Genomic DNA, 26096 nt, shown 5'->3' with positions numbered 1-26096 from the left:
TCACCAGATATCTTCAAAATTAAGCACAAATCCAGGTAGTATATCTTCTCCTGATAAACTAGCAGGAGATTGCAGCACTTCAACATCTCTACCAAAGCGATAAATTTCTACTTGCCGAATTTCTAAATCAATTAACCAACCTAATCTAGTACCGTTGTCTCCGTACTCTTGCATTTTATTTTGTAGCCTTCTTAAACAATCAGTATCAGAACGCAATTCCACTAGAAAATCAGGACATACAGGTGGAAATTCCTCTTTTTGCTTCTGTGTGAGATAATCCCATTTGTCACGTCTTAACCAAGATAGGTCAGGCGATCGCACTGCTCCATTTGGTAAAATAAACCCAACGGAAGAACCAAAAGCTATACCTAGTGACTCATCACGATTCCACACTCCAAGTTGAGCAGTTAAATTAGCATTGCGGTTGCTGGTTAAACCTCCGACTAAAGGCATTAGTAGCAATGTGCCATCAGCATTACGCTCAAATCTGATTAATTCATTTATCTGACATAACTGGAAGAATTGCTCATCTGTTATTTGAAGAACAGGAGTAAAGTTGATAGTTAACGCATCCATAGAAAAATTTCAACTTGAATATTCCCATAAAAATGCCAAACGCGATCGCCTTGCAGAAAATCTCAAAAACTAAGCGATCGCTGATTGTATGATGGCATTGTAGACGATCGCCTGTTGTGCAATAGTGAGTGCGTTAGCGTAGCTTACCGCAGGTATCGCTGTGTATATTTGACTTAAAGACAAAAAAAGAAACGTAAGCGTTCAGGGGGGTAGGAGAGCGATCGCTAAAAATTCCCCCCAAAATCTGATAAATTAAGTGACATGGAACACAAGCGCGTCAGTCATTTAGAACAGATACCCCCAGAAGATTGGGGAAAGACTCCAACCAGCGTCAAAAAACTGGTGGAGGAGATGGCGCAGCAAATAGAACAACAGGAAAAGAAACTAACAGAAGTCCTGACAGTTCAAGAACAGCTATTAGAAAAAATAAATCAGACATCAAAGAACTCATCATCACCCCCCTCAAGCGACCCACCAGGATTCTCCAAAAAGCCACCCAAACAGAAAAGCAGCAAAAAACGAGGGGGTCAGCCAGGTCATAAAGGAAATAGCCGGGACTTATACCCCATAGAAGAATGTAGCTCAGTAATAGAACATCATCCGCAATTATGTACGAATTGTGGAGCAACCCTCAGTGGAGTTGATACAAACCCCTATCGTCACCAGATAGTAGAAATTCCACCCATCAGTCCCATAGTCATCGAGCATCGTTTACATCAATTGACCTGTACTGGATGTGGCAGTAGTACTCGTGCAAAATTGCCAGAAGACGTGAACCAAAGTGGTTACGGAGTCAGAGTAGTAGCTCTAGTGGCACTGCTGAGTGGAGTGTACCGTAACAGTCAAAGGATGGTACAAAGTGCAATGCAAGAGGTGTTTGGAATCTCAATATCATTGGGAACAGTCAACAGACTGCGACTGGAAGCGAGTAACGCAGTGGCGACCTGTGTAGATGAAGCCAAACTTTATATTCAAAAAGCAAACATCGTTGGAGCCGATGAAACCAGCTTTAACCAAGGAAATATTGACGGTTTTAATCCTCAACAAAGAAAGGCTTGGTTATGGGTTGCTGTCACCCCCCTAGTCACATTTTTTGAAATTGCCCTAACTCGTTGTACCCAAGCAGCTCAGAACTTATTGGGTGATAACTTTGGAGGAATTTTAAACTCTGACCGTCATGGTGCTTACAATTGGGTAGAACTAGAACGTCGGCAATTGTGTTGGGCGCATCTGCGACGTGAATTTATCAAAATTTCCGAGCGTCCTGGAGTTTCGGCACAATTAGGAACTGCACTGGTTAAACAGCAAGAAAAATTGTTTGAACTATGGCATCGAGTTAGAGATGGCACATTATCTCATTGTGATTTTGGTGAGTTGGTTCTAGAGATTCGCTCATCAATCAAAGCAACTTTACTTGAAGCTGATAACTATTCTATTGGTACACGGGAAAAAACACCCCTAGCAAAAACTGTTCGCACCTGTCGTCAACTACTGAAAGTTGAGCCGGCGATGTGGTTGTTTGTGACCACCCAAGGTGTTGAACCCACTAATAATGCTGCTGAACGAGCTATCCGTCCTGCTGTAATCTGGCGACGGACTAGTTTTGGCTCTCAAACCCAGACTGGTAGTAATTTTGTGGCTCGGATGCTGACTGTGGTAACAACCCTGAAGTCTCAAAAACGTAATGTTTTGGAGTTTATGACCCAGGCTGTTGTTGCTACTCGTGGTGGTACAGCCACTCCTTCTCTGCTTCCTGAAGCCACTACTTGTTCTGATGATTCTGACTTGTTGACTGCTGCATAATTTTATTCCTTGATTTTGGGGGTGGTTTTTCGTCTTCTTTATACCCCCTGAACGCTTACGTTGTTGCAACAGTATATATACAACAAAAACAAATTCTGTTACCACAAACAGTATTGGCAGAATTAGCTTATTTGGTAGGACGTAATGCAGGTATAGCGACAGTAATAGCTTTTTTGCAAGGACTATCTGCGAGTCGATTTAGTTTAGTAGCTTTAACAGACCAAGATGTAATTCCTGTAGCGGAAATCTTGGATGAGTATGCAGATAGTCGGATTGATTTTGTAGATGCAAGTGTTATGGCAATAGCTGAACGCTATGGGATTAAAAAAATATTTACCTTAGATCAGCGAGATTTTAGATTATATCGACCTCAGCACTGCGATAGCTTTGAGATTTTGCCTTAAATAAAATAATAATTAACAAAAGAGCGATCGCCTTACAGAAAACCTCAAAAATTAAGCGATCGCCTGTTGTCCAAGAATGAGCGATCGCCTTACAGAAAACCTCAAAAACTAAGCGATCGTCTGTTGTCCAAGAATGAGCGATCGCCTTACAGAAAACCTCAAAAACAATGCGATCGCCTGTTGTCCAAGAATGAGCGATCGCCTTAGAGAAAACCTCAAAAACTAAGCGATCGCCTGTTGTCCAAGAATGAGCGATCGCCTTACAGAAAACCTCAAAAACAATGCGATCGCCTGTTGTCCAAGAATGAGCGATCGCCTTACAGAAAACCTCAAAAACAATGCGATCGTCTATTGTGGAAGAATATACGATCGCCTTGTTTAGGCATTCAATTATCAATTTTGTGAAGTTGCCAATACTATTGCTGACTCCTATCACAACCCCAACCAATACCGCAAAGATTGCTCTAAAAGTTCAGCATCAGCATCAGCTAACTTGCCAATCACTTTGACAATTAAGCTTTTATGCACTGTGTATAAACCTCTCTTGACTGCTGTAGACACGTTTAGCCCTGCTGCTGCCCATTCACTCTAATTGATAGTGGGCTTTTACCAACTCTCTAAACAGTAACCGCGCTCCTTTGGCTGCAATCCGATTTCGGACAAGCTTCACCGGACGACCTGCCGCTTTTTCAGTATCTAACTGTTCGCCCAAGATTTTACCAATATCATTTTTGAGGCGCGACGATCGCGGTTCAATTCTCGTAAAAACCCACTGCCATAAAGATTTACGACACAAATCTGAACCGCCCACTACTTTGCTTTTGCGACTATCTCCTGATGCTTCCATTGAGGGAGCAGCGCCCAAAGCTTTCTGAAATCTTCTTAATGAAAGGTGGCGTTTAGTAGGCTTTTTAGAATTTCGTCCCTGGCGTATCCTCACCTCTGGTTTACCGTCCGCGTCTAAAAATCCCTCAATGGGGTAAATCTGGGAGAGAACGATCGCAGTTAAGCGATCGCCAAATCCAAACTTTTTAAAGACTGTGCGGTAATGGTCAAACCGAGAATCAGCAAGCAATTCTCTTAATTCTCCCTCAATGAGGTGTTCCTCACGTTGCAGGTCACAAATACGCATTGCGTGTTCTTTAACTGTTTGCGTGATTCCTAAGCCGACAGTTTGCGAGTAAAGCCGGTCATAGCGTGTACTTTTGCGAATTCCTGCAAGCCAGCCCCAAAGCAAAGGCGCTTCACCCAATTCACCCCGCCGGGATTTTACCAGCGCAACTTCTGGGAACTGCCACGCTAAATCCTGCCGGGCCCGATTCATGATCGGGGATTGAACACGGTTTAAGTGAGCAAGTCTCAGCACCAATTCCCGAATTTTGACAATAGCGCGATCGCGGATTTGGACAAATCGCCGTTGGTCTTGTTGGTAATCGAAATAATAACAAGCCAGCGCTAGGGCATCGGCATCATCATCTTTATCTGGGAGTGCCAAGTGATTGGCTCGATAATTCCTCAGTTCTTTATGACCAACTAGCCGAACTTCTACCCCGCTTCGTGCCAAGTGAGTACCCCACAGTTTACTGTAGTTATTACCAGTTGGTTCTAACAGTGCAATGTCCGCATTCAGCGCGAGTAAATCCTGGATTCCCTTTGCATCAGCGCTCAACTTAAAAAACGGACATTCATAATAAAATTGACGTGGATTTTCTGGCTTCTCCAAAAGCAGGCAAGCCGAAACTGAGGACTTGCTAACATCAAGCCCCAAAATTCTAATCATTTGGTTCCTCCTGGGTGGTTTTGTTTTATGTCCCTGATGCCATGCCTGCGAATCACCCGAAGGCCACAACAGCCTAGTTCACTCTCAAGGCAATGCCGCAGCGCAAACTGCGGCGACATAGGGAGGGAACAGCGCACTCACAGCAGCCGAGCTTGCGAATGGGCGAAAGCCGTAAAAGCTTGATTCAGACAAAAAGCCCTAAGCTGCTGTGTGTATGTGCTGTACGTCTGGGTTGGACTCCAGTCCGCGACGTGAGATAAACTCACGTTTCGGCTACGGGGTCAAGTAGCCCGCGCTTATGCAGCGCGATCGCAATTACGATTCATCAGGCGGTTCGTTGTGTGCTATTTTTGACTTGTCCACTGAAGTGTGCGAATTGATTTATTTTTAGCAGCGATCGCACTCCTCCCGGCACTGCGATCGCAATTTCAGTCCCATTCGTTTTGTTTACCTTGCTGCAATATCTGCTGCAATCGCCGCTTGCCCTCCTCCCAGCGTCGCCCCCCCATTTTCAAAATTTGCTCAATCACATAAGTTTCCCCTTTGGCTTCCAGAAGTCCAATGACAGCCAAATAAAAGGCTTTATCGTTGGAAGTGGAAGCGGAAGTTTCACCGCTATGATCTGCACTTGGCTCCTTATATAAGTGTTCTAGGCTAGTGGTTAACTCCTCCCTGACTTCCTTGGGGTAAGTCGGTGCAGCGCCATAGATTTCATAAAGTGCCTGCTCTTGCTGTTGGCTGTGCAGTGCAATTTCTACCTGTTCTAGTTCTTGGTTCATGGCTGACAAGGCCGCACGTCGGGCATCTTGCGCTATCAGTCGGCGTGATTCGTCAACGAGTTGGACTGATGCCACCAGTGCCAAGCTGTAACTAATACCCTTGGCAATTGGGGGAACTGGAGAAAGTGCAGCCAGCCAAAGAGCCGTTGCACTAGCTAACAAGCAATTAGTTTTTAACCACCGAGAAGCCACGAAAGCATTCCCCCCAAAATAATCGAAACGGAGATCGCAATTAGCAAGGCATAATAATCTGGTTCAGACAACTTGAGAAACTGTCTCACCGCATCATCGGTAAGCAGTGCAAGGACTAGCGCCACACCAGACATAATGTAGATAACCCACATCACCCGGAATAAAGCTGGATGTAACGCCCCTAGCCACGCCACAGAACTAGAGGCGATACACCCCAGAAGGAACCAAGCCCCCAGGTGTACCGCCTTTGCCATTAGTATTTTTCCTTGATTTTGGCTTTCAGTTCATCAATGCGTTGCTGTGCTTTGTTTTCAGCGCGGTCTAAACCAAAGCCGAGCCTTGCGTATTCCGGTCTGAGTGTGTGTAAATGCCTTGCTGTGGATGCATCAGAACGTTTTTTAGTGAGTTCGCTATCTGCAACGCCCTTAATATAGCTACGATGAGCAGTGTGTACCTGTGCATCGGATTGTTCAAGGGTTTTCAGAGATTTGTAAGCACGTTTGGCTTGACGCGCTTCTTCTCTTTTTGTCCTTGACAACTGCTTGAGTGCATCAGCTTCAGCTTTGTTAAAATAGCGTGGTGTATGGCTTACTGGTGCTGTCCTCACAGTGTCCCAGGTTCCCGCGTTCATCGGGTTGATGACAGTCGGATCTGTGGGGGCTAACACCTGATTTTTATCAATCCCGTGTCCCCCACTAGAGAGGGATGATTCATTGCTGCCACTAGATTTTGACTTTGTAGCGCTGGTAATTCTGGCAAGAATTCCCATTAATTTACTCCTATTTGCAAACTTGACTTTTAACTTTTTCGAGTTGTTGACTTTGCGCTTTCATCTCGCGCAGTTGCACTTGATCCGCGCTTTGGTAAGTTGACATTGCACCCAGGCTTAATCCGGCAACTAGTGCAGCTGCAATGATGACTAAAAATGCAGCGAGGTTATTACCAGATGTGGTTATTGGTTCAGGATCGGGAACTGGGTAAAATTCGCCGGTGAATGGTACAACCTTACTGGTAAGCTGTTGTTTAGTCTGTTTCATCTCCCCCTCCCTCTAAAAATCTTGGCTGATATGTGGGTAAGAGTAGATGCTCGGTTCCGGCGTTGAGTGCAGCGCGAACTGATAATTGCACTATTTGGCGTTGTTCAGGTGTGGGATTAAGCCGCATCTGTTTAATGCGTTGCAATGTTCGACCCGGCAACAATCGCCAATATTCGTTAGCAAGGCGCTGTGCATCCTCCTCTAACAGCGTTTCAAGTAAATCAGTTGCATCAATTTCTGCATCGTCATCTGTTGCAGTTTTCGTTGCACGTCGGCTGTTGAGCAGTTCAATCCCGGCCTCAGTCCAAAGTTTGACCCCATGTTCATCGCTGACAACGTGAATATCAAACTGGAATACTTCAGGATATCGGCGTAACCAACTGCGGATCGTGCTTTCTGGGATGTTGGTTAACTTGGCTGCCTCAGGAGTGGTGTACAGCTGCTGCATTCTGCCCCCAGTTGATTTGCTCAATCGGCTTGGACATTGGTAAAATCTCCTACATATTAAATACGACACATTTTCTGGCGATCGCAATCCCTGGTAAGATACCGATCGCCTTTTTACTCTTCAGTCGGCACAGTCTTTTTAAATTCGCTGATTCCTCCTTCAAAATGTCTGGCAATCCCTGCTGTCACTTCATCGTCGGTCAGTTCATCAACTTGTTCTTCCTCTAGATCACCCCACGGACAGCAATCTTTAATCCAATTTCTCGCATCAAGTAATTGTTTTCGTGTTAGTTCCTCCATTGGTTAAAACTGTGGTTGTCATCTGGTTTTTTGGGTTGGTAAGTGTGCAGACATCAAAATATCACCGCTCGGTAAACTCGTTACCGCGATCGCTTCTCTGGTGATAAAGGGTGTTTCCGCGCCGGGGCTTCATGCAATGGCGCGGGTGCTTGCTCCAGTTGCAACGCAAAGGGTTAGGCGTTGGGGAGCGATGTTGTGTTGCAAAAACAGTTTTGCAAACGCAAAACCTAAATGTTGTATTATGCAAGTGCAAAACAATTGTCAAGGTTTTGCATTTGCTTAAAGGTTTTGCATTTGCATAAAATGGGGGAGTTGTTGTGGAATGTAATAATGGTCAGACCAAGGAAGCACGCCGAGGACTCGAAGTCGGTAACAGTACGAATGAGTCAAGCCGATTGGGAGAAACTAAAGTCTCAAGCCTCAGCGATGGGACTAACCAGATCAGACCTTTTAACCAAGATTGCTCAGGGAGAGATTACTCTGGGTCAACCATCCAAGGAAACGATTCTCCTGGGAAAATCCTAGAGCGCCTCAAGCTTATTGAAAACAAGCATTTGTTTTACCTCCAAGGGGATAAACAGTACCTAGAAGCTAGGCTTGATCAGAATAAAAATGAAGAGGAAGCTTTTAAGAGGTCTGTTCAAGAACTTGAGCAAGAGATTTACAAATTAATTTCAGAGGAGGGTAAGTCTCTACAGCCCATCGAAAATCAAGAATAAAGCCGTTTACCTGTTTGGGTAGACGGCTTTATTCATTGCGATCGCGTTCACCACCTCTGGAGTGCGATCGCGGATTGTCTAAAAAAATCAAAAAGCCACCAGAGATTTAGCGATCATGGGTGGCTTTCCGAAAACAAACTAACAATATTATGCCAGAAAATTCACTTAAAAATGCACTTCCTTGGACGGAAGAACACGAAGCATTCTGCTACAAACATCATATTTGCCCCGCCGCTAAATCGCTTTGGCAATGGCTAATGAGACAGGGACAAATAGCTGAGGAAGTAGAACCAGATTTATCAGAATTCAATGCCACAGTAGCCAAGGCAAGAGGTAAAGGATACTCACATAACTACCTCAAACAGATTTTTCATCAGCTAGTAGAACACAGAGTTATCCAAGTCGTTAAACAGTACTCTTGGAAGATATTTAAGTTACTTGTAAGACTCCTCGAATGGTTGAAGCCACCGAGAAAGAAGCGAGAAAAAAACTTACAAAACCATAATTTTAGTTACACTTTACCCACCTCAAATCAGCAATCTATCGTTCCGGGGAATATACAGCAGCAGCATTCTAATTCCGATCTTAATCTAGAGACTCTCAAGGAAGCGGGTATACATTATGACTCTTCAGAAAAAGAAGTTCTAGAACGTCCAACTAATGAGATTAAATTGGCGCTTTTAATCTTTAATCTCCGTGGTGGTTTTGAAAAAATAGAGAATCCTGAAGGTTTTATACGTAATTGTTTGCGTGGACGATGGTGGGAGTTCCCGCGTAACTATAATCGTTTACTTTCCATGTTTGGGAACTCTACAGAATGGGATGAATTATTCCCCTCTGGTTAGTTTCTATGTATAAAAAAAACGGACGCTCTCAACGTCCGCAAATTCTATTAATCCACAAACATTATGAAACATAATTCTGATGTGCCAGGACAGTTAACACTGTTGACTGTTGCCCCAACAATTGAAACGAGAACTACCATTCATGATCCTTACTGGGATGAAATAATTGCGCCCCAACAATTAGAAGATATTCCTGGGATGCCTGACATTGGGAAAGAGATACTTGTTGGGGCGCAAGTTACTTCAATCACAGTAAAACCGCGTGTTGGTGGGAAGGTTACATTAGATACTGAAAAATCTGCGCCCCAACACGATACCCACTGGATAGAGAAATACTGGGTTGAACGGTCTGGTAATAAATATTGGTATTACCGCTATTGCTGGATGGTAGGCAGGAAAAAAAACCGCCTTTACCTGGGTAGCGTGGACAGTATCATCGCCAAGCGGAAAAAGGCAGATATCGAGGTTTGGATCTGGGATGGTAAATTACCATTTGAGATAAAGGACTTGATTCAAGGCTGGAAATATGAGCCGTCCACCATGCCCAAGATGCCACCAGGAAATACGAATTTTTAAAAACGGTAGTTATAAATTGTCAGATAACAGGCTAGTCCAAAGATGGTTTTGTCAGCAATGCCGTAAAGGTTTCACTCCTGCAACAGTTCTGGCCCCAATGACCAATGACCAATGAAAAATGCGATCGCCCCAAAAACTGCGATCGCACAATCAAATCCAATTGAGTATTATCAGGCGAAAGATCAGCCTATCCTTGCATAGTGCGATTTGTCACAGATCGGGGTAAATTTGGTCAACCTCATCCCATGCCTGACTAGCTAGATTCTCCAATGCCATAGCTAAATATAGGGGATGGTCATATTCCCCCCGTTGCAAGCGCTCGAAGAAGATTTCAATTTGCAGGAATAGGATTTTGGCGTTCATAGAGCGTTGATAGCTCCCTTGACGCGATCGCTGTCAATTTCCACATACCGCTCCAAGGATTTAAAATCTTGATGTCCGGTAATCTGCTTAATTGTGTACAAATCCGTTCCGTTGCGGTGCAGCTTAGTTATGAAAGTCCTCCGGGTGCTGTGGGTGCTGATACCCTTAACCACTAACCCGGCTCTATCAACAGCTTTACGTAAAATCGCATCAGCCCAACGGCTAGTAATTGGTTCATCCCCTTCACGGTTAGGGAACAGCCACAGAGAATTAGTAAGAGCAATGTAACTCAACAGTGATTCAGCCAATATTGGATGCACAGGTACTTGGCGAGTTTTGCGCTTACCATCAGGTGTAGCTTTGCGAGTTCTGGCCCGAAAATTGATATATTCGCGGGGGCTACCGTCTGGATTGTAAACATCTTCAACTTGCAGCTTGACCAAAGCGCCCCATCTTTCCCCGGTGTACCACGCCAGGTCTAAAAGTAGTTTATATTTTTGGCTTTTTATCTGGTTACGGATCTTAGAATATTCCGTGTTAGATAAAATAGCCGCTTGACCATTGCGGTTATTTTTCATTCTCTTTCAATGTATTGATGTTCTGGTTTAACCAGTTGCAATGGTTAAACCAGAACATTTTTAATTTGGACTATTAGTAAAAACTGGGTCAATCCTATTCGCAGCAACAGTTACACTGCATCAGTGATTGTTCTGCATTTACATAAAACTGGAACATTTACATAATTTTCAATCAGCCATACAACAGATTTATTCACTTCAAAAAATCCTTTGTATGGCAGAACCAACTTTAGTTCAAGTGTTTGGAGCAGGTGCTACGCAAGATGCATCCACCCTTACTATTCAAAAATCAGCATTAGCGGACAAAGGATTGACTATATCTGCTAGCAATACGGCTGAGTCGCTCTTAGCTGCAATTGTGTTGTTAACGTCCAGTTATTTGAATGAAACTAGCCAAGCTACAAATACAGACATTCAAATTACTATTGCTGATTCTGGATACCCGCAAATCATCACTAGAAATTCTATTCAGTATCGCCAAACTACTTACAATGTCAATTTTCAAAAAGTTGATGATTCAACAACACTAGATCCAGACAATTTCTAAAATGGCTATTAGCACAAAAATAACTACAAGCCTTGTCCCAACCATAACTCAATCTTTATTATTTGCTGCTATCAAGGCAGCAATGACTAATGCAGGATTTGCTAGTACCTATGACGACTACACAAGCGGAACTGACTTGATAGTTGTCTATGAATTAGTTGTTGATGGATCTAAAACTTTCGGGAAAGTTTATCTTAGAATCCGTTTAACTACTGCTCTTGTTGTTGCCCAGCAGATTTTTACAGCTTGGAATACAACCGCTAAAACAGGCACAAATGGCAGCACAGAAGCAACTTATACAGCCTTGGGTGCTGCTACCACTATTACTTTTACAGCTTTCAACTCTACAGAATTTCGACTAGTAGTCTTAACTCAGGGTACGGCTCTAATTCCTTTAGGTCTAGTAGTTCCCGAAAACAAGCAACCTTTTTGGGATTTAAATTCGTGGGCTTACGGTTTCTTTTTCACAACCGCTTCAATGGCTGTGTTGCGTGGGGTCATTTCAACCAATAACCCATACGCAAATAGTGATTTCGATGTCTCACTAGTTGGAAATTCTCGCTTAACAAATATCAACAGTCAAACAGGACAGCCTGACTTAATTAAGGGGCTTATTCTTTTGTCCCAATCTAATCAGGGTGTAGGTGCAAGTTTTAGTGAGGATATTGGTATTGGTGCTTTTTCTACTCAAACAAGGTTCACTGATGCAATCCCCCCTGGCACTTCTCAGATATATGCAATCATTCAGAATTTAGCCGGAGGAATAGCTATTAGATACACATGATAAGGCTAAATCAATTCTCTCCAGTAAAGCCCACAGTACGCCCCGGTTCTACTAAATACAATTCTTTTTCTAGAGTTATTACTAAAGTAAAAACAGGGCAACCTCAGAGGGTATCTTGTTTCCAAAATAGGACGGCAAAGCAAACGTTTTTTGGTGATAATTACTTTGAATCAGGAACTCAAATAATTATCAAAAAAACGGAAATAGCAGGATTAACACCACTAAGTGCTAATACAGCAGAAAGCTTGTTCGCGGGAATAATGAACAATACTTTTTTTGGTAGCTTCCAGGCTATTAATATCAAATATCTGTATGGTGGTGCAAGCCTTGATAATGGGATAAAAAATACAACTTATTGGTTTCAAGTAATGGATCAGCCTATTGATTTATTTGGAAGAATAGATACATCCTCTCCAATTTTAATTGAGGGCTTGTAATGTCGTCTTATTGTTCAAGCTCTACAAAAAAAGCGGTTGTCACGCTTAATCCATCAAAAAAGCAAATAATTGTAACTGAAAACTTACCTATAACAATTACTTGTGGGCAAAGAAATCAATTACCCACAGGTGAGGGAAATTTTAGCGTGACTTTTACAATGTTTTATAATCCTCTCTATAGGAATCCTACTTTTTATACGGTTACAGATGATGCTGTTAAAGGGGAAATTCGAGGATTTAGAATAATCAAAAATTTTATTTATGGTAATACTTACAGCTTCGCAATAGAGTGTCTTTGCCGTGGTACTAGTGACTACTCTTTGCGTGAGTATGGCTGGTATCCTTTAAGGTTTGCTACAGGGTCAGCGGTCAAAGATTATGTTTTAGGATTTTCAATTGATAACATTACAAAAACAGGCTCTACCTTAAATAAAAATAATGTTATTCGGATAGTAGACTCTCAAGGTACTTTGATTCACGAAGAAGAAAACGAATGTGATTATCAAGTTTCTTGCGATGAAAGGTGTCCCCCCGGTTTTTGCGAATGTCCCACGCCGGAATACCCAGGCTATTGCTGCTTGCACTGCGCTTCCGCTGCCGCAAGTATTCGCGCTATTACTAATGAATTAAGGGGGAAAAATGGCTGATACTTGTGCTAGTTTGGCGGCGGAAATTGCAGCACTAAGGGCAGAGGTGGCGCGGATTCCTAAAGTAGATGAGCGAAGAATTATTCAATCTTCTGTCGCTGAAGCACAGAATTTAATTGTGCCTCTAATCGGGACTATAGTTCTTTTGCAGCTTGCACCAGTAAAAGCAGCTATTACGGCAGTAGAAGGAACTTTAGCAGCAGTAGCAGCATCAGCAGCATCAGCGGCATCAGCAGCGGCCGGGGCTGCTACTACAGCAGCAGCAGCCGTAGCAAAACTTGCAGGATTAGCTGCCAGCATCGCGGCAGTTCTTGGAGTAATTGCTACTTTGCAAATACTAGGAAGTCGGATAGATGCAGTTGAAAACGGGTTTATTTCACTAGGTAATGATGTTTCTAAAACTTTGGGCTTATTATTAGCAATTAAAAATATTGCTATATCTGCTGATAATAAAGCTGATACAGCTAATAAAAAAATCACTCAAGTCTTGGCATTTGTAGAGCCATTGCCAGAGCGAATCAATCAGGCTGATAGTAAGGCAACCGAAGCCAAGCGCAAGGCAGGTGAGGCTGACAATAACGCAACCGAAGCCAAGCGCAAGGCAGGTGAAGCTAATAGTAAGGCAAGCGAAGCTAATAGTAAGGCAAGCGAAGCTAGTAGTAAGGCAAGCGAAGCTAATAGTAAGGCAAGCGAAGCTAATAGTAAGGCAAGCGAAGCTAATAGTAAGGCAAGCGAAGCTAGTAGTAAGGCAAGCGAAGCTAAAAGGGCCATACCACCAATAGAACGTACAGCAGGGCAAGCTAAAAATACTGCTGACGAGGCTTTAAAAAAAATCAATAACTCTCCCAAGGGAGGCAAGGGTGATCCTGGCAAGCCCGGAGAACGTGGATTGCAAGGCATCCCAGGAAAAGATGGCAAGCCCGGAGAACGTGGATTGCAAGGCATCCCAGGAAAAGATGGCAAGCCCGGAGAACGTGGATTGCAAGGCATCCCAGGAAAAGATGGCAAGCCCGGAGAACGTGGATTGCAAGGTATCCCAGGAAAAGATGGCAAGGATGGTAAATTTAACGTGGCAGAATTATCAGGAATTAATGCTCAACTATCAAATATTGCTACTAATTTAAACGGCATAAATGCAGGTGTTATTGCTAATGGACAAGCCATCAAAAAAGTCCCAATAGAAGTAATTCAAGATAATAGAAGACTTGCAACAGATGTTATCCCTTCTAAAATGCAAGAGGCATTTTGTCAAGAATTGGAAAATGGTAAATGTTTTCCTGGCGCAATGGATTCTTGGATGAATAATCAACCACTAGCTAAAGTTCCTCAAAAAGTTGATAATCTACAAACTTTAGTACCTCAGATGAAAGCAATAACGCCAGTAATAGTAAATACTGGAAACATTGTCAATACAACAAATAATAATATTACTCAACTTGGAAATACGGTTACTAACGTAACTAATCAGGTTAACAAAATTGACAACAAAATTACTAACGTCACTAACCAAATTACCAAAGTTGACAATAAAATTACTAACGTCACTAACCAAATTACCAAAGTTGACAATAAAATTAATAACGTCACTAACCAAATTACCAAAGTTGACAATAAAATTAATAACGTCACTAACCAAATTACCAAAGTTGACAATAAAATTAATAACGTCACTAACCAAATTACTAACGTTAATACTCAAGTTACTAATCTAACTAACCAAATTACCAAAGTTGATACTCAAGTTACTAACATAACTAATCAGGTTAACAAAGTTGACAATAAAATTACTAACATAACTAATACAACTACTCAAATACAAGGACAAGTCAATAATATTAACACCACAGTTATTAATATTGACGAAAAAGAATGCGAGTGTCCTGATTCAGAAGAATGTGTTTTAACGTTGCCAGAACGCTATCAAATTCCAGTTGACGGGCACATTCCGCAATTAATTCTTGTTTTTCGTGAAGTATTTGAAAATGACACATGGGGAGAGCGAATGTATCCGATGACAATTCCCCATCCAAAAAGCACAACACCCCCTGAGAACCGACCATTATCAGACTATCAAAAAGGCAGTTGGGAATTAATGTTGACATTGAAAGACAATACCAAAGTATTTATTAATGCTCTGTCAATGGCTGAATGCCAACGCATGATTGACCAAATTAAGCCTTTAGTAGCTGATGTTTTTCTAGAAAATTCCTTCCAAAAAATCGGACAACGCCAAGGGCAGCAATTATTAGAAGTAAAAGTCCGTATTTTCAAGGTTGACTATTATGCAAAAGGAACTAAGAACGCTAAACCAAGTTGGTCTAAATATTTTAGAAATTGATTTTTTAGAGCTTTTCGAGAAACGCTTAACTTCCCAGTCCCTTAACCCCCCCCGTCGGAAAGCATTCAAAAATAAGGCTAAATTGAATCAAGCATTTCAAACTTGAATTTATGCCGAAAGTTCCACACATTATAACAATTGACGCTGACAAATACGTTGCGGTGTTACCTGATATTTACGAAGACATTAAAGCTGTCGTGGGCATCGCAAAAGCACCCAATCCAGACAATACAGTATATAAGGGCAAGCTCACGATTAATAAAGCAATTGCAGAAGGCGATTTAGTCCGTATTCGCTGCCGATTAGAAAACAAAAAGGTCAAAGAGGTTTTGTGTGTCTCAAGCAAGCTCTCCTCAGCAATGGGCGGATTGCTACCAAAGAAAGTAGGCGGACAAGATGTAAAAACAACTAATATCGCTCGTCGCATGAGGTTAGGTTAAAATTATGGCACTTCCTGTTTTACATAAGGCAATTTTTGGTACTGCTGCTAACGATTATTACTATCTTAAAACTAGCGATTCCTACGAAGGAATTAAAGCGCAAACGGGGCTTGAAAAAGTCGCAGATGTAAAGGGTAACGAAGAAGCGGTTCCAGTCAAAGAATTGTTGCGAACTGGCATTCTTTGGCGAATTGGCATCAGATACAAAGATTCTAATGGAAAAATGAAATCTGCTAAGTTGCTAGTAGTTAAAGGCAAAGTTGCAGGTCTTTTTGGTGACGTTGCCAGTGATCAGTTGGAGGATAAAACCTACAAGCTTGCTGGCGTAGACAAGGGCAAGATTGAACGCATTTCTGGAATCAGAAAAGCTAATTTCTATTAATAAGTCCATTAACCCAGCAGCTTGCTGGGTTAATTAATTCTATATATGAATACTACGCAACCTACAATAGCTAATACATCAAGTCCAGTAATCACTGTAACTCTAGAATCTGTTGGCGTATTTACTGGCATTTTGGTGAGTATTTCAGTCCTCGGAACTTTAGCGGTCAAGCTTGTTAATAATTTGAATAATATTTCAAGTTCTATTACTCAAATAAAAGAAGACTTAAAAGAACACGCTGACAACGCCCAGAAAATTAGTGAATTAGATCATAGGCTTGATCTGCATATTCAAGACTATATAAACAGGAAAGACACCGTAACCCTGTTGATTGCTCAAGTCTCACAAACGGTCGAGCATCGAACTAATCGCCTTTACACTTCTATGAAGGATATTGAAAACTTCCTACAGACGCAGGGAACTTTTAAAATTAGGGAATTTCAGGATCTACGCAAGATTGAAGAAGAAAGCAAGCTTTAGTCAATCACTGGGGATTCAGACAAGACAAACTCACCTTCTAGCAATGCTCCAGTTTTGCTTGTCAAGGGCGTGATTAAAATGTCTTGAGAAACGTGTGGCGCACTTACAACAACAGCAGGTCTAACTTTTGAACTGGACAAATCTGAAAAGGGATACTGAACCAAAATGATGTCATTTTTAGAGTAGTTGGGCATAGACATCATCCTCAGCGTTATCCCAAACTGATGAGAGTGATGTTTGACTGGTTTGAAGCCAAAATTCAGTTTCATCATCAGGAAGCAGCGTCACTAACACTCTTGTCCCTTCCGGTAATTCCTCTGACTCCAGCAATTCGATTTTTCCTTCTCGAACAGTAGCCCAAAGCGTTCTTAGCATATCTGTTTTATGAATAGTCATGCTTTAATTTTATGCTTCGATAGTTTATGAGGAGCGATGTCTACGACGGGCTATTCGGCGTCGCCTTACAGAAAACCCCAAAAATAAAGCGATCGCTGTTGTGGAAGAGTGTGCGATCGCCTTTCAGAAAATCTCAAAAATAATGCGATACCTACGGTGAGCTACGCTAACGCACTTCGTATTCTAATCAATTCACCAGATATCTTCAAAATTAAGCATGAATTGCGGCAGCACATCTTCTCCTGATAAACTAGCAGGAGATTCCAGCACTTCAAAATCTCTACCGGAGCGATAAATTTCTACTTGCCGAGTTTCTAAATCAATTAACCAACCTAATCTAGCACCGTTATCTCGGTACTCTTGCATTTTATTTTGTAGCCTTGTTAAACAATCAGTATCAGAACGCAATTCCACGACAAAATCAGGACATACAGGCGGAAATCTCTCTTTTTGCTCCTTTGTGAGAGAATCCCATCTGTCACGTCTTAACCAAGATGCGTCAGGCGAACGAACTGCCCCATTTGGTAAAATAAACCCAACCGAAGAACCAAAAGCTATACCTAGTGACTCATCACGATTCCACACTCCAAGTTGAGCAGTTAAGTTAGCATTGCGGTTGCTGGTTAAACCTCCAACTAGAGGCATTAGTAGCAATGTGCCATCAGCATTACGCTCAAATCTGATTAATTCATTTATCTGACATAACTGGAAGAATTGCTCATCTGTTATTTGAAGAACAGGAGCAAAGTTGATAGTTAACGCATCCATAGAAAAATTTCAACTTGAATATTCCCATAAAATTTAATATAGAAGCGATCGCTGATTGTATGATGTCATTTTAGGCGATCACCTTGTAGAAAACTTCAAAAACAAAGCGTAGATGCGTAGCGGCTTTCGTCTGTCTACTAAATTGCACTGTTAGGTTCGCATCTGCCAAGATTTTGGATCTCTGCGACCATGAAAAATTGCTGTGACAATTACTCGACTCGAAACAATTCGATAGTACACAGCATACGGAAATCGTCTTACTATTGCTCGTCGAACATCACGGTAGGTAACTGCATAGGATTCTGGCATCTGGCAAATTAGATTCACTGTCTCGTCTACACAGTCTAAAAACTCATCACCCAGACCGGGTTTTTGACTCTCGTACCAACTGTACGCCTCATTGAGTTCTTCTCGAACCTCTGGGCGAAACACCAGGACATAATTCATTGCTACCCCTTAATTGATGCTTTGATTTCCTCCCAAGTCAGCACATTATCTGGATTTGAATTATAGTCAGCAGTTCGACGATCAAGCTCTTGCTTTTGTGCATCGGTTAAATCAGGGTAAACTTGCTCTGCTGCGATGCTATCCCAAATTGCCTGTACAATACGGATTCTATCTTCAACACTAAGAGTTGCGATTTCGTTCAAAGTAGCTGTGATATCCATGCTGATTAACTTGGAGTGAGGAAGCAACTGGTACACCTTAAATATAGCGGACAAGATTTTGTCCATCAAATCAAACGCTGCATCTGCTTTGATGCCCAATAGTGGGATGTCTACGACGGGCTATTCGGCGTCGCCTTACAGAAAACCTCAAAAATTAAGCGATCGCTGTTGTGGAAGAGTGAGCGATCGCCTTTCAGAAAATCTCAAAAATAATGCGATCGCTGTTGTGGAAGGGTGAACGCGATCGCCTTCCAGAAAACCTCAAAAACTAAGCGATCGCTGTTGTGGAAGAGTGAGCGATTACATTCCCAAAATCTCCCCAAGAACAATTACACCCCACACTCCCAAACAAGAAACCATTCTAGGCAGTTTAATAACAGGTTTTTATATTTTTGCGTAATTATACGGTTAACAAATATATTATTAGATTGTGCAAAATACAATAGTGGCAATAAATAATTATAGATAATGATTTTTGAATAATATATTTTATGAGAGAAACAGGCGTAATTAAGTTTTTTGGCAAGAACCGAAGAAATCAGAAAATTAATTTTGGTTTTATTAATCGTGAAGACAGTAATGAAATTTATATCCACAAAGATAACGCTTGTTATACGGTTGCTGAACTGGCTGAAAGATTAGGGGTAGAAGAAAGTATTATTGAATCTGAAAAATTAAAACCTAATTTGTATGAATGGAGTATTAGCAAAGATCCAAAAGCGATAGAGTGGGAATACATATCAGCAACAAATAATTTTCACCCTGTTTCTTTACCAGAAGGAATGCGCGTTACTTTTGAAGTAGTAACCAATACAGAAAAGCGTAAAGAGGAAGCTAAGAGTTTACGTCTTTTATTAAATCAAAAAACTAGCATATTAGAAACTTCTCAGCCTGAGCAGAAGACTAATATTACTATAAATATTAGTGAAGATATCATCGATGATATTGACTTAAATTCCCTAGATGCTTATTATCCCTTATCTAGAAATAAAAAAGTTAAACCTCCAATTGATTTTAGTGAATATTTTAAGAAGTTACAACTAATTAAGAGAGTAAGCACTGTTGATTTTATATATTGTCTATATTTAGAAAAATTAGATGCGATTTATTGGGGAATGACATCAAATTTAACCCAAAGAATGCAACAACATTATCGTGGTGAAGTCAAGTCAACCCGTGAAGAAACAGTAAAAGGACAGATGTGGATTTTATATACTTTACCATTTAAAACTAGAGAAGATGCTGAAAAAGTAGAACAACAAGCATGGAATAAATCAGGAGGAGGGTTATTGACAAATAATGATTTTTCGCGTGGTAGACAAACATTTCTAGAAGTCGAATGTGCGGGAACAGTAGCAAGAATGGATTTTGCTTATCGTCATCTCATTAATTTAGGTTGGACTGGTACAAAAATAACGCTTAAAGATTTTTTAAGCAATACATCTAAATATTTACACTTATGGGATGAAATAGGAAATAATATTGATCATGATGTATTAGCTGAAATATTTGATCCGGTTCAAATAAGAGAGCAAATCAGAAATCGTTCAAGTCGAAAAAAATCTGACAACTCTGAAATAACATCTGATATTAGTACGGTCAAAAAACTTAGAAAAAACGAAGTAAAGTATTTAGTTCAGTATTATACTGAATTAAATAATAAGAATCAAAAAGTTATATGTGGGGTTATTACAACACCTGTAATAATTATGGATTGCCAAAATAATAACACATCTGATAAATCAATTTTATATCTAGAAGCATACGAAACTAAAGAAGAAGCACAAAAGGCTTTAAAAAATGTAGATTATCAAATTCCTAATATATATCTATATCTATTAAATCATGGTTGGAATGGAAGAACATTCAATACACAACTTCTTTTATCTGCCTTTTATCAGGTAAATAACATACAAAACTATTGTTGTCATTACCCTCACAATGAAAGGTTAAAAATTTGGAGAAAATATATTATAGGAAGACATCAAGATGAGCGGTCTTATCATATTGTAAATATCGAAAGAAGATTGTCTACATCTGCTAATATTAACTGGCGTACTTTACTTTTTCCGCAAGAATGGATTGATATTTATGAAGACTATGAATGTGAGCAGCATCAGCAAAGCCTAACTACATCAGATTTAGGCAATAAAAGAAGATTAAACAGAAACCTAAATAAATCAAAATTTACTTTAGAAGCACCTTTATTACCAGATTCCAATACATCAGACAAATCTCTTGCAGAATCAGATATAACAGACTGGACAGACTTGGGTAGTATGAGTGTATAATACTATTACTATTTTTTCGCTATTTAAGAATCAATTCATTTACCTGAAAATTGGTGTAAATTTCAATTATTCAAAAAATAATTATTCACAATTTCTTCTAAACCAATGTAATAACTTGCTCATATTCTTCTTTATGGCTTTGCAAAGCATCCCAAAGATCGACTTTTTGCTGAAGATTAAGCCAAAGTCTTGGGCCATTTCCTAAAGCTTTACCAAGACGTATTGCTATATCTACTGTAATTGAGCTTTGACCATTAATGATTTCTTGAATTGTTTGATTAGATACTCCTAAAATTTCTGCAAAATTTGCAGTATTAATATCTAAATCATCTAAAATATCTGCAATTACTTCTCCAGGATGTATTGGTCTTACTAATCTATTATCAGTAATATCTTGCCAATTATCCATAATTAATACTTCTTACTTAATAATTTGGTCAACCTTATTTAGCATTATCTAGCCAATTAAGATCATATTAACACAGGACTTAATGATAATCTTCAAGATTGACATCATAAGCATCGCCATCTTCAAATTTAAAAGTTATACGCCAGTTTGCTGATACCTTAATTGACCAAGTTCCTTTCCTGTCTCCTTTTAATTCATGTAAATCATAACCCGGTAATCTAATATCTTCTACAATTAACGCTGAGTCTATAACTTGGGAGCATCCCAATATTGCCAAAAGGTACAGGACTGACAGAAAAACCTTGTACAAACTTCTTTCCTTGGCGATCTTGGCGTCCTTGGCGGTTCGTTATTTCATTATTGTTCTAAGCCAAAATCCCATATAAAAATAAACTTGCACATTTGGGATGCTCCCTATAACTTCAAGTCTGATTCTAATTTTCTTTTCTAAGTTTGCAGGAACTCCTTTATTAAAATTTTCTCTAAATAAATTTTCTAATGCTTTATTTTGAAATGTTTGAATCATTTATATTTCATTCTTTAACCTTATCTAATTGTTAAGGCAGGCTTGATGCCTGCCCATGTAATCCTACTCTATCCCTTCAATCCGGTCTTCAACCTCTTGGTACAACTCGCGCAGACGATCTAAATTATCTTCGCTAGTCTCCCAATAACCGCGTCCATTCACTTCCAACAAAGTTGATACAATCTTACGGAAAGAATGGGGATTGAGGTTCAGCAAACGTTTCTGCATTTCTTCATCTTTGATGAAGGTTTCGTTAGTATCCTCATAAATCCAGTTATCCACAGCGCCGGCTGTCGCACTCCAACCTGTTGTATTCACCAACCGCTTGGAGAGTTCGCGCACACCTTCGTAACCGTGAGATAGCATCCCCTCGTACCATTTTGGATTCAACAATTTGGTACGCGCATCCAAACGCACGGTTTCTGATAATGTCCGCACTTGGGCGTTAGCTGTGGTTGTATCTGCAATATAAGATGCTGGTTTTTTACCATCACCCCGCAGACTTGCCACCAGCTTAGTAGGATCTGAATCAAAGTAGTGGGAAACGTCCGTTAAGCTAATCTCGGAAGAATCCAAATTTTGGAAAGTTGCATCAGCAGTTTTTAATGTGCTTTCAAAAATCTGCCGGGATTCGTCCATGATTCCGGGGTTATCGGAATTGAACGAGAATGATTTCCGGTTGAGATACATTTCCTGCAACTCGGCTTCGCTATCCCAAGTGCTGTTTTCTACCGCCAAGTTGATATTTGACGAATAGGAACCAGAAGCGTTGGAGAAAACGCGCGTCGCGGCTTGACGCAGATTAATCCCCATGTCTTCGGCTTGTTGCAAAGCGTGTTTGCGAACAAAGTTCATTTCTAAGGGTTCATCCGCCTCAGCTGCCATCTTCACCCCTTGGTCTAGCAGGTTCATTTGGTTGATGAACAAGTCGCGGAATACACCAGAACAGTTGATTACTACATCAATTCTGGGTCGTCCCAACTCTTCTAAAGATATCAACTCCAACTTGTTCACCCGTCCCAAAGCATCGGGAACTGGACGCACGCCCACCATCCACATAATTTGCGCTAGGGATTCACCGTAAGTTTTGATGTTATCGGTTCCCCAGAGGACGCAGGCGATGGTTTCTGGCCATTTTCCATCATTTTCAGCCTTATTACGTACCAAAAGCCTATCTACAACGATTTTGGCTGATTGTACTGCTGCTGTTGTGGGGATGGATTGCGGATCGAGTGCGTGGATATTTTTACCCGTGGGTAACACATCCGGGTTGCGGATGGGATCGCCACCAGGGCCGGGTAGGATGTACTCACCTTCCAAGCCTCTGAGTAATGCTCCCAGTTCGTTGTCGGCACAAACTTGTTCTAGGCAGAATTCCAAATACTCAAATAGGGGTTTTAGGGCGGCGTTATCAACTTTGGGATAACCTGCTTTATGCAATGATTCTACCCAAGGTTCTTTTTTGCCCATGTTGAAGAAATTCAACCGGGAAACTAAAGAAACTCGTCCTTCTGCGTCGATTTGCTCTTGGACAAGGGCGGTAACTGCTGCACGGGTTGCCAAAGTGATATCTTGCAATAACTGGACATCTTCTAAAATGCCTCTGTCGTTATTTTGGTAAATATCGTCAATGCTACGTCCAATGCTGTTAGCGATAATTCCCGGTAAGCCTTGAATTCCTTCTTCTTGACGATCTAGACTAGCAATGTTAACGAGAGTTGCGATCGCTTCTTCTGCACTTGGCGGTTTACCAATGACGTGCAAACCACAAGGCAATAACCGCGACTCGATTTCCATCAACTTGCGGTAGACGTTGCCAACTATATTATCCCGCTCATCAGTACTCATGTCTCTGGCATCGGTTTCTGGCAGGTTAATATCCTTATCCAGATTCACGATCCGGCATTTATCCATGATGCTGTTAACAATGGAAACACCGCGTCCACTATCTTTTAAGGTTTGGTAGGAAGCAATTAACTCGCTGAGTTCCTTCAAACCTTTATACAAACCAGCATTTTCTGCCGGCGGTGTCAAGTAGGAAATTGTTTCGGCATAACTGCGACGTTTGGCAATTGTCGCCTCACTCGGATTATTCGCTGCGTAGTAATACAGGTTGGGAATTGAGCCAATCAAGTTATCTGGATAACAATCGCCAGACATCCCCATCTGTTTACCTGGCATGAATTCTAAGGAACCGTGTGTACCAAAGTGCAGTACAGCATCAGCTTTCCAAACTTGCTCTAGGTAAGTGTAGTAAGCAGCAAAACCGTGGTGAGGACTCGCTGAACGGGAGAATAACAACCGCATTGGATCGCCTTCGTAACCAAATGTGGGTTGTACGCCGATGAAGACGTTGCCGAATTGCTTACCATAAATTAGCAAGTTTTGTCCATCGCTGTTGAGATGTCCCGGAGGTGGGCCCCAGTTTTCCTCTAGGCGGTGAGAGTAGGGGGTAAGCGCTTCATACTCAGGAACCGACATTTTATAAGCAACGTTCAGTTCTGGGCTGTTGTACTGCGCTTGAGCGTCATGGATGACTTCTTGCATCAACGCTTCGGCGGATTCTGGCAATTCTGGTAAGTCGTAGCCATTATTCTTCATGGCTTTCATTACCTCGTAGATGGAACCGAATACATCCAAGTAAGCGGCGGTTCCGACGTTGCCTTTATCTGGCGGAAAGCTGAAAACGGTGATGGCGACTTTTTTTTCCAGCTTCGGCTTGCGGCGGAGATTTGCCCATTTTAAGGCGCGTTCGGCTACAGCTTCCACCCGATCGCGCAGTGCGATCGCTTTGCCTGTAGCTCCATCTCTACCCGATAATATAATCGGCTCAATTGCTCCATCCAATTCAGGAATTGCAATTTGCAAAGCTACTTGAATTGGATGTAACCCTAAATCGCTATCCATCCACTCTTCTGTGGTTTGGAATACTAAGGGTAACGCCACCATGTAAGGACGGTTTAAGCGTTTGAGTGATTCAATTGCCTTGGGGTGATCTTGTCTAGCTGGGCCACCCACTAAAGCAAAACCGGTCAGCGATATCACTGCATCTACCAATTGTGTGTTGGTAGTCGGTTCGTAGAAGTAGGCATCCACAGGCTTGGAGAAATCCAAACCACCAGCAAATACAGGTAATACCCGTGCGCCTAGTGCTTCCAACTCCTGCACCATTGCTACATAATGGGCATCATCGCCTGTAACTAGGTGAGTGCGTTGCAATACTAACCCGACACAAGGAGCTAGGGGATCTTTTAGATCGCTAGAAATATCCTTACGAGCAGTGTACCAATTGAGGTACTCTCTGACATCTTCAAACATACCAGGAGCCAAAGGATGCCAAATCCCTAAATCGGGATAAACCACCGGCTGTTCATAAGTAGAAGGTGCAAAATTCTGTTTGTCTAAACCTTTAAATACGTATTTATCAGCTAGCATCAGCAAGAAGTTTTCCAGGTTTTCTGGAGAACCACCTAGCCAATACTGAAAACTGAGCATGAAATTTCGGGCATCCTGTGCCTTGTCCATTGGCAAAAACTTCAGCACTTGCGGGAGGGTTCGCAAAAGCTTCAGCATTCCATCTTGGAATCCCGCACCGGATTTTTCTTTGCGTTTCCGCATGAATTGCGCGATCGCACTCTTCGACTGACCCAACTGTGCCAAAGAAAAGCTGCCCATTTTACTCAGGCGCATTACCTCTGGCATAGAGGGAAAGACAACGGAAACGTCCAGGCGATCGCGGTGTGGTTCTACTGCTGCTACTACTTTCTGTGCTAAGTCTTCGATGAAAATGAGGGAAGCGATGAAGATATTCGCACTCTCAATTTCTCGTTTAAACTCTTCGTAATTTTCGGGGTCGCGGAGTTCCTCAATCAAGTACCCGCTGATTTCAATCGCCAAGTTGGGATTGTTCGCGTTAATCGTGCGAACTGCTTGCGACAAAGCACTCTGGTACTGGGACTCAAGCACGACATAGACCACCTTGATTAAACTACGTCCGCGTAAGTTATCAGGCGCAATGTGTCTAATGGTGGACTTGACGTGTGTGAACATGCTTCTTCGGCTCCTTTGATGCGTGTTCTCTGAAGGAAGTTCCTAGCGGCATCATCAGCCACAGGTAACTTGTGATCTTTAGGCAATATGTGTTTTTTATCAGAAAACGCTTGCCCACTGGGCATTTTATCCTCTATCTGACACAAATCGATATAAAAAACGAAATATTTCTTCGTAATTATTGACTTTATATAAAAGTGTTTACTCCACTTATGTAAATTTTTTGTTACATTTTATTGCATTTATAGTTAAATAACTATTTAACGATTTTATTGCATTTACAAAACAAAGCTTGCCTATGCTGACTAAAAAATATTTAGTCAGCATAGACAGACTTAAATTGCGTAGTTGCTAATTATACTAAATAGCAGAGAGACAGGGTTTCTTTCGGGTTAAACCGAGAAATTCTCAAAGAATACAGTTCAGTTGAAAACCGCTATATCAACATCAACACCAAACAATAGAAACTTGATATCTTAGTAAGATTGAAAAATACTGGAGAGAAATATGAAAATTACCTATGACCCAGAAGTA

At 41.4% G+C, this 26096-nt stretch carries 37 protein-coding genes; 16 read left to right on the top strand and 21 right to left on the bottom strand.

The features are described from left to right. Complete coding sequence (locus D1367_RS29150) at window positions 1–576, bottom strand: Uma2 family endonuclease (RefSeq protein WP_118170925.1); 576 nt, start codon at window positions 574–576, stop codon at window positions 1–3. A gap of 261 nt (window positions 577–837) precedes the next feature. Between D1367_RS29150 and tnpC the strand changes: the two genes are divergently transcribed. Then, on the top strand, window positions 838–2379 hold the full coding sequence (gene tnpC, locus D1367_RS29145) for an IS66 family transposase (protein WP_118164650.1): 1542 nt from the start codon (window positions 838–840) through the stop codon (window positions 2377–2379). A 113-nt stretch (window positions 2380–2492) separates the two neighbouring features. Next, on the top strand, window positions 2493–2783 hold the full coding sequence (locus D1367_RS29140; RefSeq protein ID WP_244944975.1) for a type II toxin-antitoxin system VapC family toxin: 291 nt from the start codon (window positions 2493–2495) through the stop codon (window positions 2781–2783). On the opposite strand, the gene D1367_RS29135 is transcribed toward D1367_RS29140, so the two are convergent. The 3 genes from D1367_RS29135 to D1367_RS29125 are packed head-to-tail and all read right to left on the bottom strand — an operon-like array spanning window position 2734 to window position 4563. Then, on the bottom strand, window positions 2734–3180 hold the full coding sequence (locus D1367_RS29135; RefSeq protein ID WP_220450990.1) for a hypothetical protein: 447 nt from the start codon (window positions 3178–3180) through the stop codon (window positions 2734–2736). The genes D1367_RS29140 and D1367_RS29135 overlap by 50 nt on opposite strands. Before the next feature lie 35 nt (window positions 3181–3215). Further along, a complete protein-coding gene (locus D1367_RS33025; RefSeq protein ID WP_267255590.1) occupies window positions 3216–3344 on the bottom strand; it encodes a hypothetical protein in 129 nt (42 codons plus the stop codon). A 22-nt stretch (window positions 3345–3366) separates the two neighbouring features. Then, window positions 3367–4563, bottom strand: coding sequence for an IS110 family transposase (locus D1367_RS29125; RefSeq protein WP_118170916.1), 1197 nt, complete (start codon window positions 4561–4563; stop codon window positions 3367–3369). Between the two features lie 92 nt (window positions 4564–4655). Between D1367_RS29125 and D1367_RS31460 the strand changes: the two genes are divergently transcribed. Further along, window positions 4656–4823, top strand: a complete 168-nt coding sequence (locus D1367_RS31460; RefSeq protein WP_181985002.1) for a hypothetical protein — start codon at window positions 4656–4658, stop codon at window positions 4821–4823. A gap of 168 nt (window positions 4824–4991) precedes the next feature. On the opposite strand, the gene D1367_RS29120 is transcribed toward D1367_RS31460, so the two are convergent. From D1367_RS29120 to D1367_RS29095, 6 genes are all read right to left on the bottom strand, one after another. Then, on the bottom strand, window positions 4992–5534 hold the full coding sequence (locus D1367_RS29120; RefSeq protein WP_118166698.1) for a hypothetical protein: 543 nt from the start codon (window positions 5532–5534) through the stop codon (window positions 4992–4994). Continuing rightward, window positions 5516–5788, bottom strand: a complete 273-nt coding sequence (locus tag D1367_RS29115; RefSeq protein WP_118170913.1) for a hypothetical protein — start codon at window positions 5786–5788, stop codon at window positions 5516–5518. The genes D1367_RS29120 and D1367_RS29115 overlap by 19 nt, the downstream gene beginning before the upstream one ends. Beyond that, window positions 5788–6303, bottom strand: coding sequence for a hypothetical protein (locus D1367_RS29110; RefSeq protein ID WP_118170909.1), 516 nt, complete (start codon window positions 6301–6303; stop codon window positions 5788–5790). The genes D1367_RS29115 and D1367_RS29110 overlap by 1 nt, the downstream gene beginning before the upstream one ends. A gap of 10 nt (window positions 6304–6313) precedes the next feature. Then, on the bottom strand, window positions 6314–6571 hold the full coding sequence (locus tag D1367_RS29105; protein ID WP_118166701.1) for a hypothetical protein: 258 nt from the start codon (window positions 6569–6571) through the stop codon (window positions 6314–6316). Beyond that, the gene (locus tag D1367_RS29100) at window positions 6558–7019 is read right to left on the bottom strand and encodes a MerR family transcriptional regulator (protein WP_118170905.1); all 462 of its coding nucleotides are present in this window, start codon (window positions 7017–7019) and stop codon (window positions 6558–6560) included. Before D1367_RS29100 ends, D1367_RS29105 begins: the two co-directional genes overlap by 14 nt. Window positions 7020–7132: 113 nt before the next feature. Continuing rightward, the gene (locus D1367_RS29095) at window positions 7133–7318 is read right to left on the bottom strand and encodes a peptide ABC transporter substrate-binding protein (protein WP_118170901.1); all 186 of its coding nucleotides are present in this window, start codon (window positions 7316–7318) and stop codon (window positions 7133–7135) included. 317 nt (window positions 7319–7635) lie between these two features. On the opposite strand from D1367_RS29095, the gene D1367_RS29090 reads away from it, so the two are divergent. The 3 genes from D1367_RS29090 to D1367_RS29080 all read left to right on the top strand — a co-directional run bounded on the left by D1367_RS29090 (window position 7636) and on the right by D1367_RS29080 (window position 9458). Next, entirely contained in the window at window positions 7636–8037 is a 402-nt protein-coding gene (locus D1367_RS29090; protein WP_118170897.1) for a hypothetical protein, read from the top strand. 149 nt (window positions 8038–8186) lie between these two features. Continuing rightward, window positions 8187–8882, top strand: coding sequence for a hypothetical protein (locus D1367_RS29085; protein WP_118170893.1), 696 nt, complete (start codon window positions 8187–8189; stop codon window positions 8880–8882). 63 nt (window positions 8883–8945) lie between these two features. Continuing rightward, complete coding sequence (locus D1367_RS29080) at window positions 8946–9458, top strand: Arm DNA-binding domain-containing protein (protein WP_118170890.1); 513 nt, start codon at window positions 8946–8948, stop codon at window positions 9456–9458. Window positions 9459–9668: 210 nt separating this feature from the next. On the opposite strand, the gene D1367_RS31455 is transcribed toward D1367_RS29080, so the two are convergent. Together D1367_RS31455 and D1367_RS29075 are read right to left on the bottom strand one after the other, a co-directional pair. Further along, entirely contained in the window at window positions 9669–9821 is a 153-nt protein-coding gene (locus D1367_RS31455) for a hypothetical protein (RefSeq protein WP_181985001.1), read from the bottom strand. Further along, window positions 9818–10399: a tyrosine-type recombinase/integrase gene (locus tag D1367_RS29075; protein ID WP_118166707.1), complete on the bottom strand. Its 582-nt coding sequence runs from the start codon at window positions 10397–10399 to the stop codon at window positions 9818–9820. The genes D1367_RS31455 and D1367_RS29075 overlap by 4 nt, the downstream gene beginning before the upstream one ends. Window positions 10400–10613: 214 nt before the next feature. Here D1367_RS29075 and D1367_RS29070 point away from each other — a divergent pair, with 214 nt between their 5' ends. From D1367_RS29070 to D1367_RS29020, 8 genes are all read left to right on the top strand, one after another. Beyond that, a complete protein-coding gene (locus D1367_RS29070) occupies window positions 10614–10946 on the top strand; it encodes a hypothetical protein (protein WP_118170887.1) in 333 nt (110 codons plus the stop codon). Window position 10947: 1 nt separating this feature from the next. After that, a complete protein-coding gene (locus D1367_RS29065; RefSeq protein ID WP_118170883.1) occupies window positions 10948–11730 on the top strand; it encodes a hypothetical protein in 783 nt (260 codons plus the stop codon). Further along, complete coding sequence (locus D1367_RS29060) at window positions 11727–12167, top strand: hypothetical protein (protein WP_118170880.1); 441 nt, start codon at window positions 11727–11729, stop codon at window positions 12165–12167. The genes D1367_RS29065 and D1367_RS29060 overlap by 4 nt, the downstream gene beginning before the upstream one ends. Next, the gene (locus D1367_RS29055; RefSeq protein ID WP_118170877.1) at window positions 12167–12814 is read left to right on the top strand and encodes a hypothetical protein; all 648 of its coding nucleotides are present in this window, start codon (window positions 12167–12169) and stop codon (window positions 12812–12814) included. The genes D1367_RS29060 and D1367_RS29055 overlap by 1 nt, the downstream gene beginning before the upstream one ends. Beyond that, window positions 12807–15152, top strand: a complete 2346-nt coding sequence (locus D1367_RS29035) for a hypothetical protein (protein WP_181985000.1) — start codon at window positions 12807–12809, stop codon at window positions 15150–15152. The genes D1367_RS29055 and D1367_RS29035 overlap by 8 nt, the downstream gene beginning before the upstream one ends. 110 nt (window positions 15153–15262) lie before the next feature. Beyond that, on the top strand, window positions 15263–15592 hold the full coding sequence (locus D1367_RS29030) for a hypothetical protein (protein ID WP_118170859.1): 330 nt from the start codon (window positions 15263–15265) through the stop codon (window positions 15590–15592). Between the two features lie 4 nt (window positions 15593–15596). Continuing rightward, window positions 15597–15974 (top strand): hypothetical protein, encoded by a 378-nt coding sequence (locus tag D1367_RS29025; protein ID WP_118170853.1) that lies wholly within the window; start codon window positions 15597–15599, stop codon window positions 15972–15974. Between the two features lie 45 nt (window positions 15975–16019). Then, entirely contained in the window at window positions 16020–16454 is a 435-nt protein-coding gene (locus D1367_RS29020) for a hypothetical protein (RefSeq protein WP_118170848.1), read from the top strand. Here the strand turns inward: D1367_RS29020 and D1367_RS29015 are convergent. From D1367_RS29015 to D1367_RS28995, 5 genes are all read right to left on the bottom strand, one after another. After that, window positions 16451–16648, bottom strand: coding sequence for a hypothetical protein (locus D1367_RS29015; protein ID WP_228674691.1), 198 nt, complete (start codon window positions 16646–16648; stop codon window positions 16451–16453). The genes D1367_RS29020 and D1367_RS29015 overlap by 4 nt on opposite strands. Beyond that, entirely contained in the window at window positions 16632–16850 is a 219-nt protein-coding gene (locus D1367_RS29010; protein WP_225892390.1) for a hypothetical protein, read from the bottom strand. The genes D1367_RS29015 and D1367_RS29010 overlap by 17 nt, the downstream gene beginning before the upstream one ends. Window positions 16851–17042: 192 nt before the next feature. Continuing rightward, the gene (locus D1367_RS29005) at window positions 17043–17618 is read right to left on the bottom strand and encodes a Uma2 family endonuclease (RefSeq protein WP_118170845.1); all 576 of its coding nucleotides are present in this window, start codon (window positions 17616–17618) and stop codon (window positions 17043–17045) included. A 150-nt stretch (window positions 17619–17768) separates the two neighbouring features. Continuing rightward, window positions 17769–18065 carry a type II toxin-antitoxin system RelE/ParE family toxin gene (locus tag D1367_RS29000; protein ID WP_118170840.1) on the bottom strand — a complete coding sequence of 99 codons (297 nt, stop codon included), beginning with the start codon at window positions 18063–18065 and terminating at the stop codon, window positions 17769–17771. A 2-nt stretch (window positions 18066–18067) separates the two neighbouring features. Then, window positions 18068–18286, bottom strand: coding sequence for an addiction module protein (locus D1367_RS28995; RefSeq protein WP_118171687.1), 219 nt, complete (start codon window positions 18284–18286; stop codon window positions 18068–18070). 58 nt (window positions 18287–18344) lie between these two features. Between D1367_RS28995 and D1367_RS30240 the strand changes: the two genes are divergently transcribed. After that, window positions 18345–18524 carry a hypothetical protein gene (locus D1367_RS30240; RefSeq protein WP_147337406.1) on the top strand — a complete coding sequence of 60 codons (180 nt, stop codon included), beginning with the start codon at window positions 18345–18347 and terminating at the stop codon, window positions 18522–18524. A gap of 253 nt (window positions 18525–18777) precedes the next feature. Next, the gene (locus D1367_RS28990; protein ID WP_118170835.1) at window positions 18778–20577 is read left to right on the top strand and encodes a GIY-YIG nuclease family protein; all 1800 of its coding nucleotides are present in this window, start codon (window positions 18778–18780) and stop codon (window positions 20575–20577) included. A gap of 97 nt (window positions 20578–20674) precedes the next feature. Here D1367_RS28990 and D1367_RS28985 read toward each other — a convergent pair whose 3' ends face one another. The 4 genes from D1367_RS28985 to D1367_RS28975 all read right to left on the bottom strand — a co-directional run bounded on the left by D1367_RS28985 (window position 20675) and on the right by D1367_RS28975 (window position 25562). Then, window positions 20675–20986 (bottom strand): HigA family addiction module antitoxin, encoded by a 312-nt coding sequence (locus D1367_RS28985; RefSeq protein WP_118170830.1) that lies wholly within the window; start codon window positions 20984–20986, stop codon window positions 20675–20677. 79 nt (window positions 20987–21065) lie between these two features. Then, a complete protein-coding gene (locus D1367_RS28980) occupies window positions 21066–21296 on the bottom strand; it encodes a type II toxin-antitoxin system RelE/ParE family toxin (protein ID WP_228674692.1) in 231 nt (76 codons plus the stop codon). Window positions 21297–21335: 39 nt separating this feature from the next. Next, window positions 21336–21512 (bottom strand): type II toxin-antitoxin system RelE/ParE family toxin, encoded by a 177-nt coding sequence (locus tag D1367_RS31450; RefSeq protein ID WP_181984999.1) that lies wholly within the window; start codon window positions 21510–21512, stop codon window positions 21336–21338. A gap of 63 nt (window positions 21513–21575) precedes the next feature. Next, window positions 21576–25562, bottom strand: coding sequence for a magnesium chelatase subunit H (locus tag D1367_RS28975; protein ID WP_118170821.1), 3987 nt, complete (start codon window positions 25560–25562; stop codon window positions 21576–21578). Window positions 25563–26096: the final 534 nt, after the last annotated feature.

This window comes from Nostoc sphaeroides, assembly GCF_003443655.1.
Classification (GTDB): Bacteria; Cyanobacteriota; Cyanobacteriia; order Cyanobacteriales; family Nostocaceae; genus Nostoc; species Nostoc sphaeroides.
Note: the sequence above shows the minus strand (reverse complement) of the source record. Positions and strands in the feature narration are given on the sequence as shown.

Bases quoted from the DNA above. Each gene is read 5' to 3' on its own strand.
- D1367_RS29150 (WP_118170925.1), bottom strand. From the start codon at position 576: ATGGATGCGTTAACTATCAACTTTACTCCTGTTCTTCAAATAACAGAT.
- tnpC (WP_118164650.1), top strand. From the start codon at position 838: ATGGAACACAAGCGCGTCAGTCATTTAGAACAGATACCCCCAGAAGAT.
- D1367_RS29125 (WP_118170916.1), bottom strand. From the start codon at position 4,563: ATGATTAGAATTTTGGGGCTTGATGTTAGCAAGTCCTCAGTTTCGGCT.
- D1367_RS31460 (WP_181985002.1), top strand. From the start codon at position 4,656: ATGCCGCAGCGCAAACTGCGGCGACATAGGGAGGGAACAGCGCACTCA.
- D1367_RS29115 (WP_118170913.1), bottom strand. From the start codon at position 5,788: ATGGCAAAGGCGGTACACCTGGGGGCTTGGTTCCTTCTGGGGTGTATC.
- D1367_RS29110 (WP_118170909.1), bottom strand. From the start codon at position 6,303: ATGGGAATTCTTGCCAGAATTACCAGCGCTACAAAGTCAAAATCTAGT.
- D1367_RS29105 (WP_118166701.1), bottom strand. From the start codon at position 6,571: ATGAAACAGACTAAACAACAGCTTACCAGTAAGGTTGTACCATTCACC.
- D1367_RS29100 (WP_118170905.1), bottom strand. From the start codon at position 7,019: ATGCAGCAGCTGTACACCACTCCTGAGGCAGCCAAGTTAACCAACATC.
- D1367_RS29095 (WP_118170901.1), bottom strand. From the start codon at position 7,318: ATGGAGGAACTAACACGAAAACAATTACTTGATGCGAGAAATTGGATT.
- D1367_RS29085 (WP_118170893.1), top strand. From the start codon at position 8,187: ATGCCAGAAAATTCACTTAAAAATGCACTTCCTTGGACGGAAGAACAC.
- D1367_RS29080 (WP_118170890.1), top strand. From the start codon at position 8,946: ATGAAACATAATTCTGATGTGCCAGGACAGTTAACACTGTTGACTGTT.
- D1367_RS31455 (WP_181985001.1), bottom strand. From the start codon at position 9,821: ATGAACGCCAAAATCCTATTCCTGCAAATTGAAATCTTCTTCGAGCGC.
- D1367_RS29075 (WP_118166707.1), bottom strand. From the start codon at position 10,399: ATGAAAAATAACCGCAATGGTCAAGCGGCTATTTTATCTAACACGGAA.
- D1367_RS29070 (WP_118170887.1), top strand. From the start codon at position 10,614: ATGGCAGAACCAACTTTAGTTCAAGTGTTTGGAGCAGGTGCTACGCAA.
- D1367_RS29065 (WP_118170883.1), top strand. From the start codon at position 10,948: ATGGCTATTAGCACAAAAATAACTACAAGCCTTGTCCCAACCATAACT.
- D1367_RS29060 (WP_118170880.1), top strand. From the start codon at position 11,727: ATGATAAGGCTAAATCAATTCTCTCCAGTAAAGCCCACAGTACGCCCC.
- D1367_RS29055 (WP_118170877.1), top strand. From the start codon at position 12,167: ATGTCGTCTTATTGTTCAAGCTCTACAAAAAAAGCGGTTGTCACGCTT.
- D1367_RS29035 (WP_181985000.1), top strand. From the start codon at position 12,807: ATGGCTGATACTTGTGCTAGTTTGGCGGCGGAAATTGCAGCACTAAGG.
- D1367_RS29030 (WP_118170859.1), top strand. From the start codon at position 15,263: ATGCCGAAAGTTCCACACATTATAACAATTGACGCTGACAAATACGTT.
- D1367_RS29025 (WP_118170853.1), top strand. From the start codon at position 15,597: ATGGCACTTCCTGTTTTACATAAGGCAATTTTTGGTACTGCTGCTAAC.
- D1367_RS29020 (WP_118170848.1), top strand. From the start codon at position 16,020: ATGAATACTACGCAACCTACAATAGCTAATACATCAAGTCCAGTAATC.
- D1367_RS29015 (WP_228674691.1), bottom strand. From the start codon at position 16,648: ATGCCCAACTACTCTAAAAATGACATCATTTTGGTTCAGTATCCCTTT.
- D1367_RS29010 (WP_225892390.1), bottom strand. From the start codon at position 16,850: ATGACTATTCATAAAACAGATATGCTAAGAACGCTTTGGGCTACTGTT.
- D1367_RS29005 (WP_118170845.1), bottom strand. From the start codon at position 17,618: ATGGATGCGTTAACTATCAACTTTGCTCCTGTTCTTCAAATAACAGAT.
- D1367_RS29000 (WP_118170840.1), bottom strand. From the start codon at position 18,065: ATGAATTATGTCCTGGTGTTTCGCCCAGAGGTTCGAGAAGAACTCAAT.
- D1367_RS28995 (WP_118171687.1), bottom strand. From the start codon at position 18,286: ATGGATATCACAGCTACTTTGAACGAAATCGCAACTCTTAGTGTTGAA.
- D1367_RS28990 (WP_118170835.1), top strand. From the start codon at position 18,778: ATGAGAGAAACAGGCGTAATTAAGTTTTTTGGCAAGAACCGAAGAAAT.
- D1367_RS28985 (WP_118170830.1), bottom strand. From the start codon at position 20,986: ATGGATAATTGGCAAGATATTACTGATAATAGATTAGTAAGACCAATA.
- D1367_RS31450 (WP_181984999.1), bottom strand. From the start codon at position 21,512: ATGATTCAAACATTTCAAAATAAAGCATTAGAAAATTTATTTAGAGAA.
- D1367_RS28975 (WP_118170821.1), bottom strand. From the start codon at position 25,562: ATGTTCACACACGTCAAGTCCACCATTAGACACATTGCGCCTGATAAC.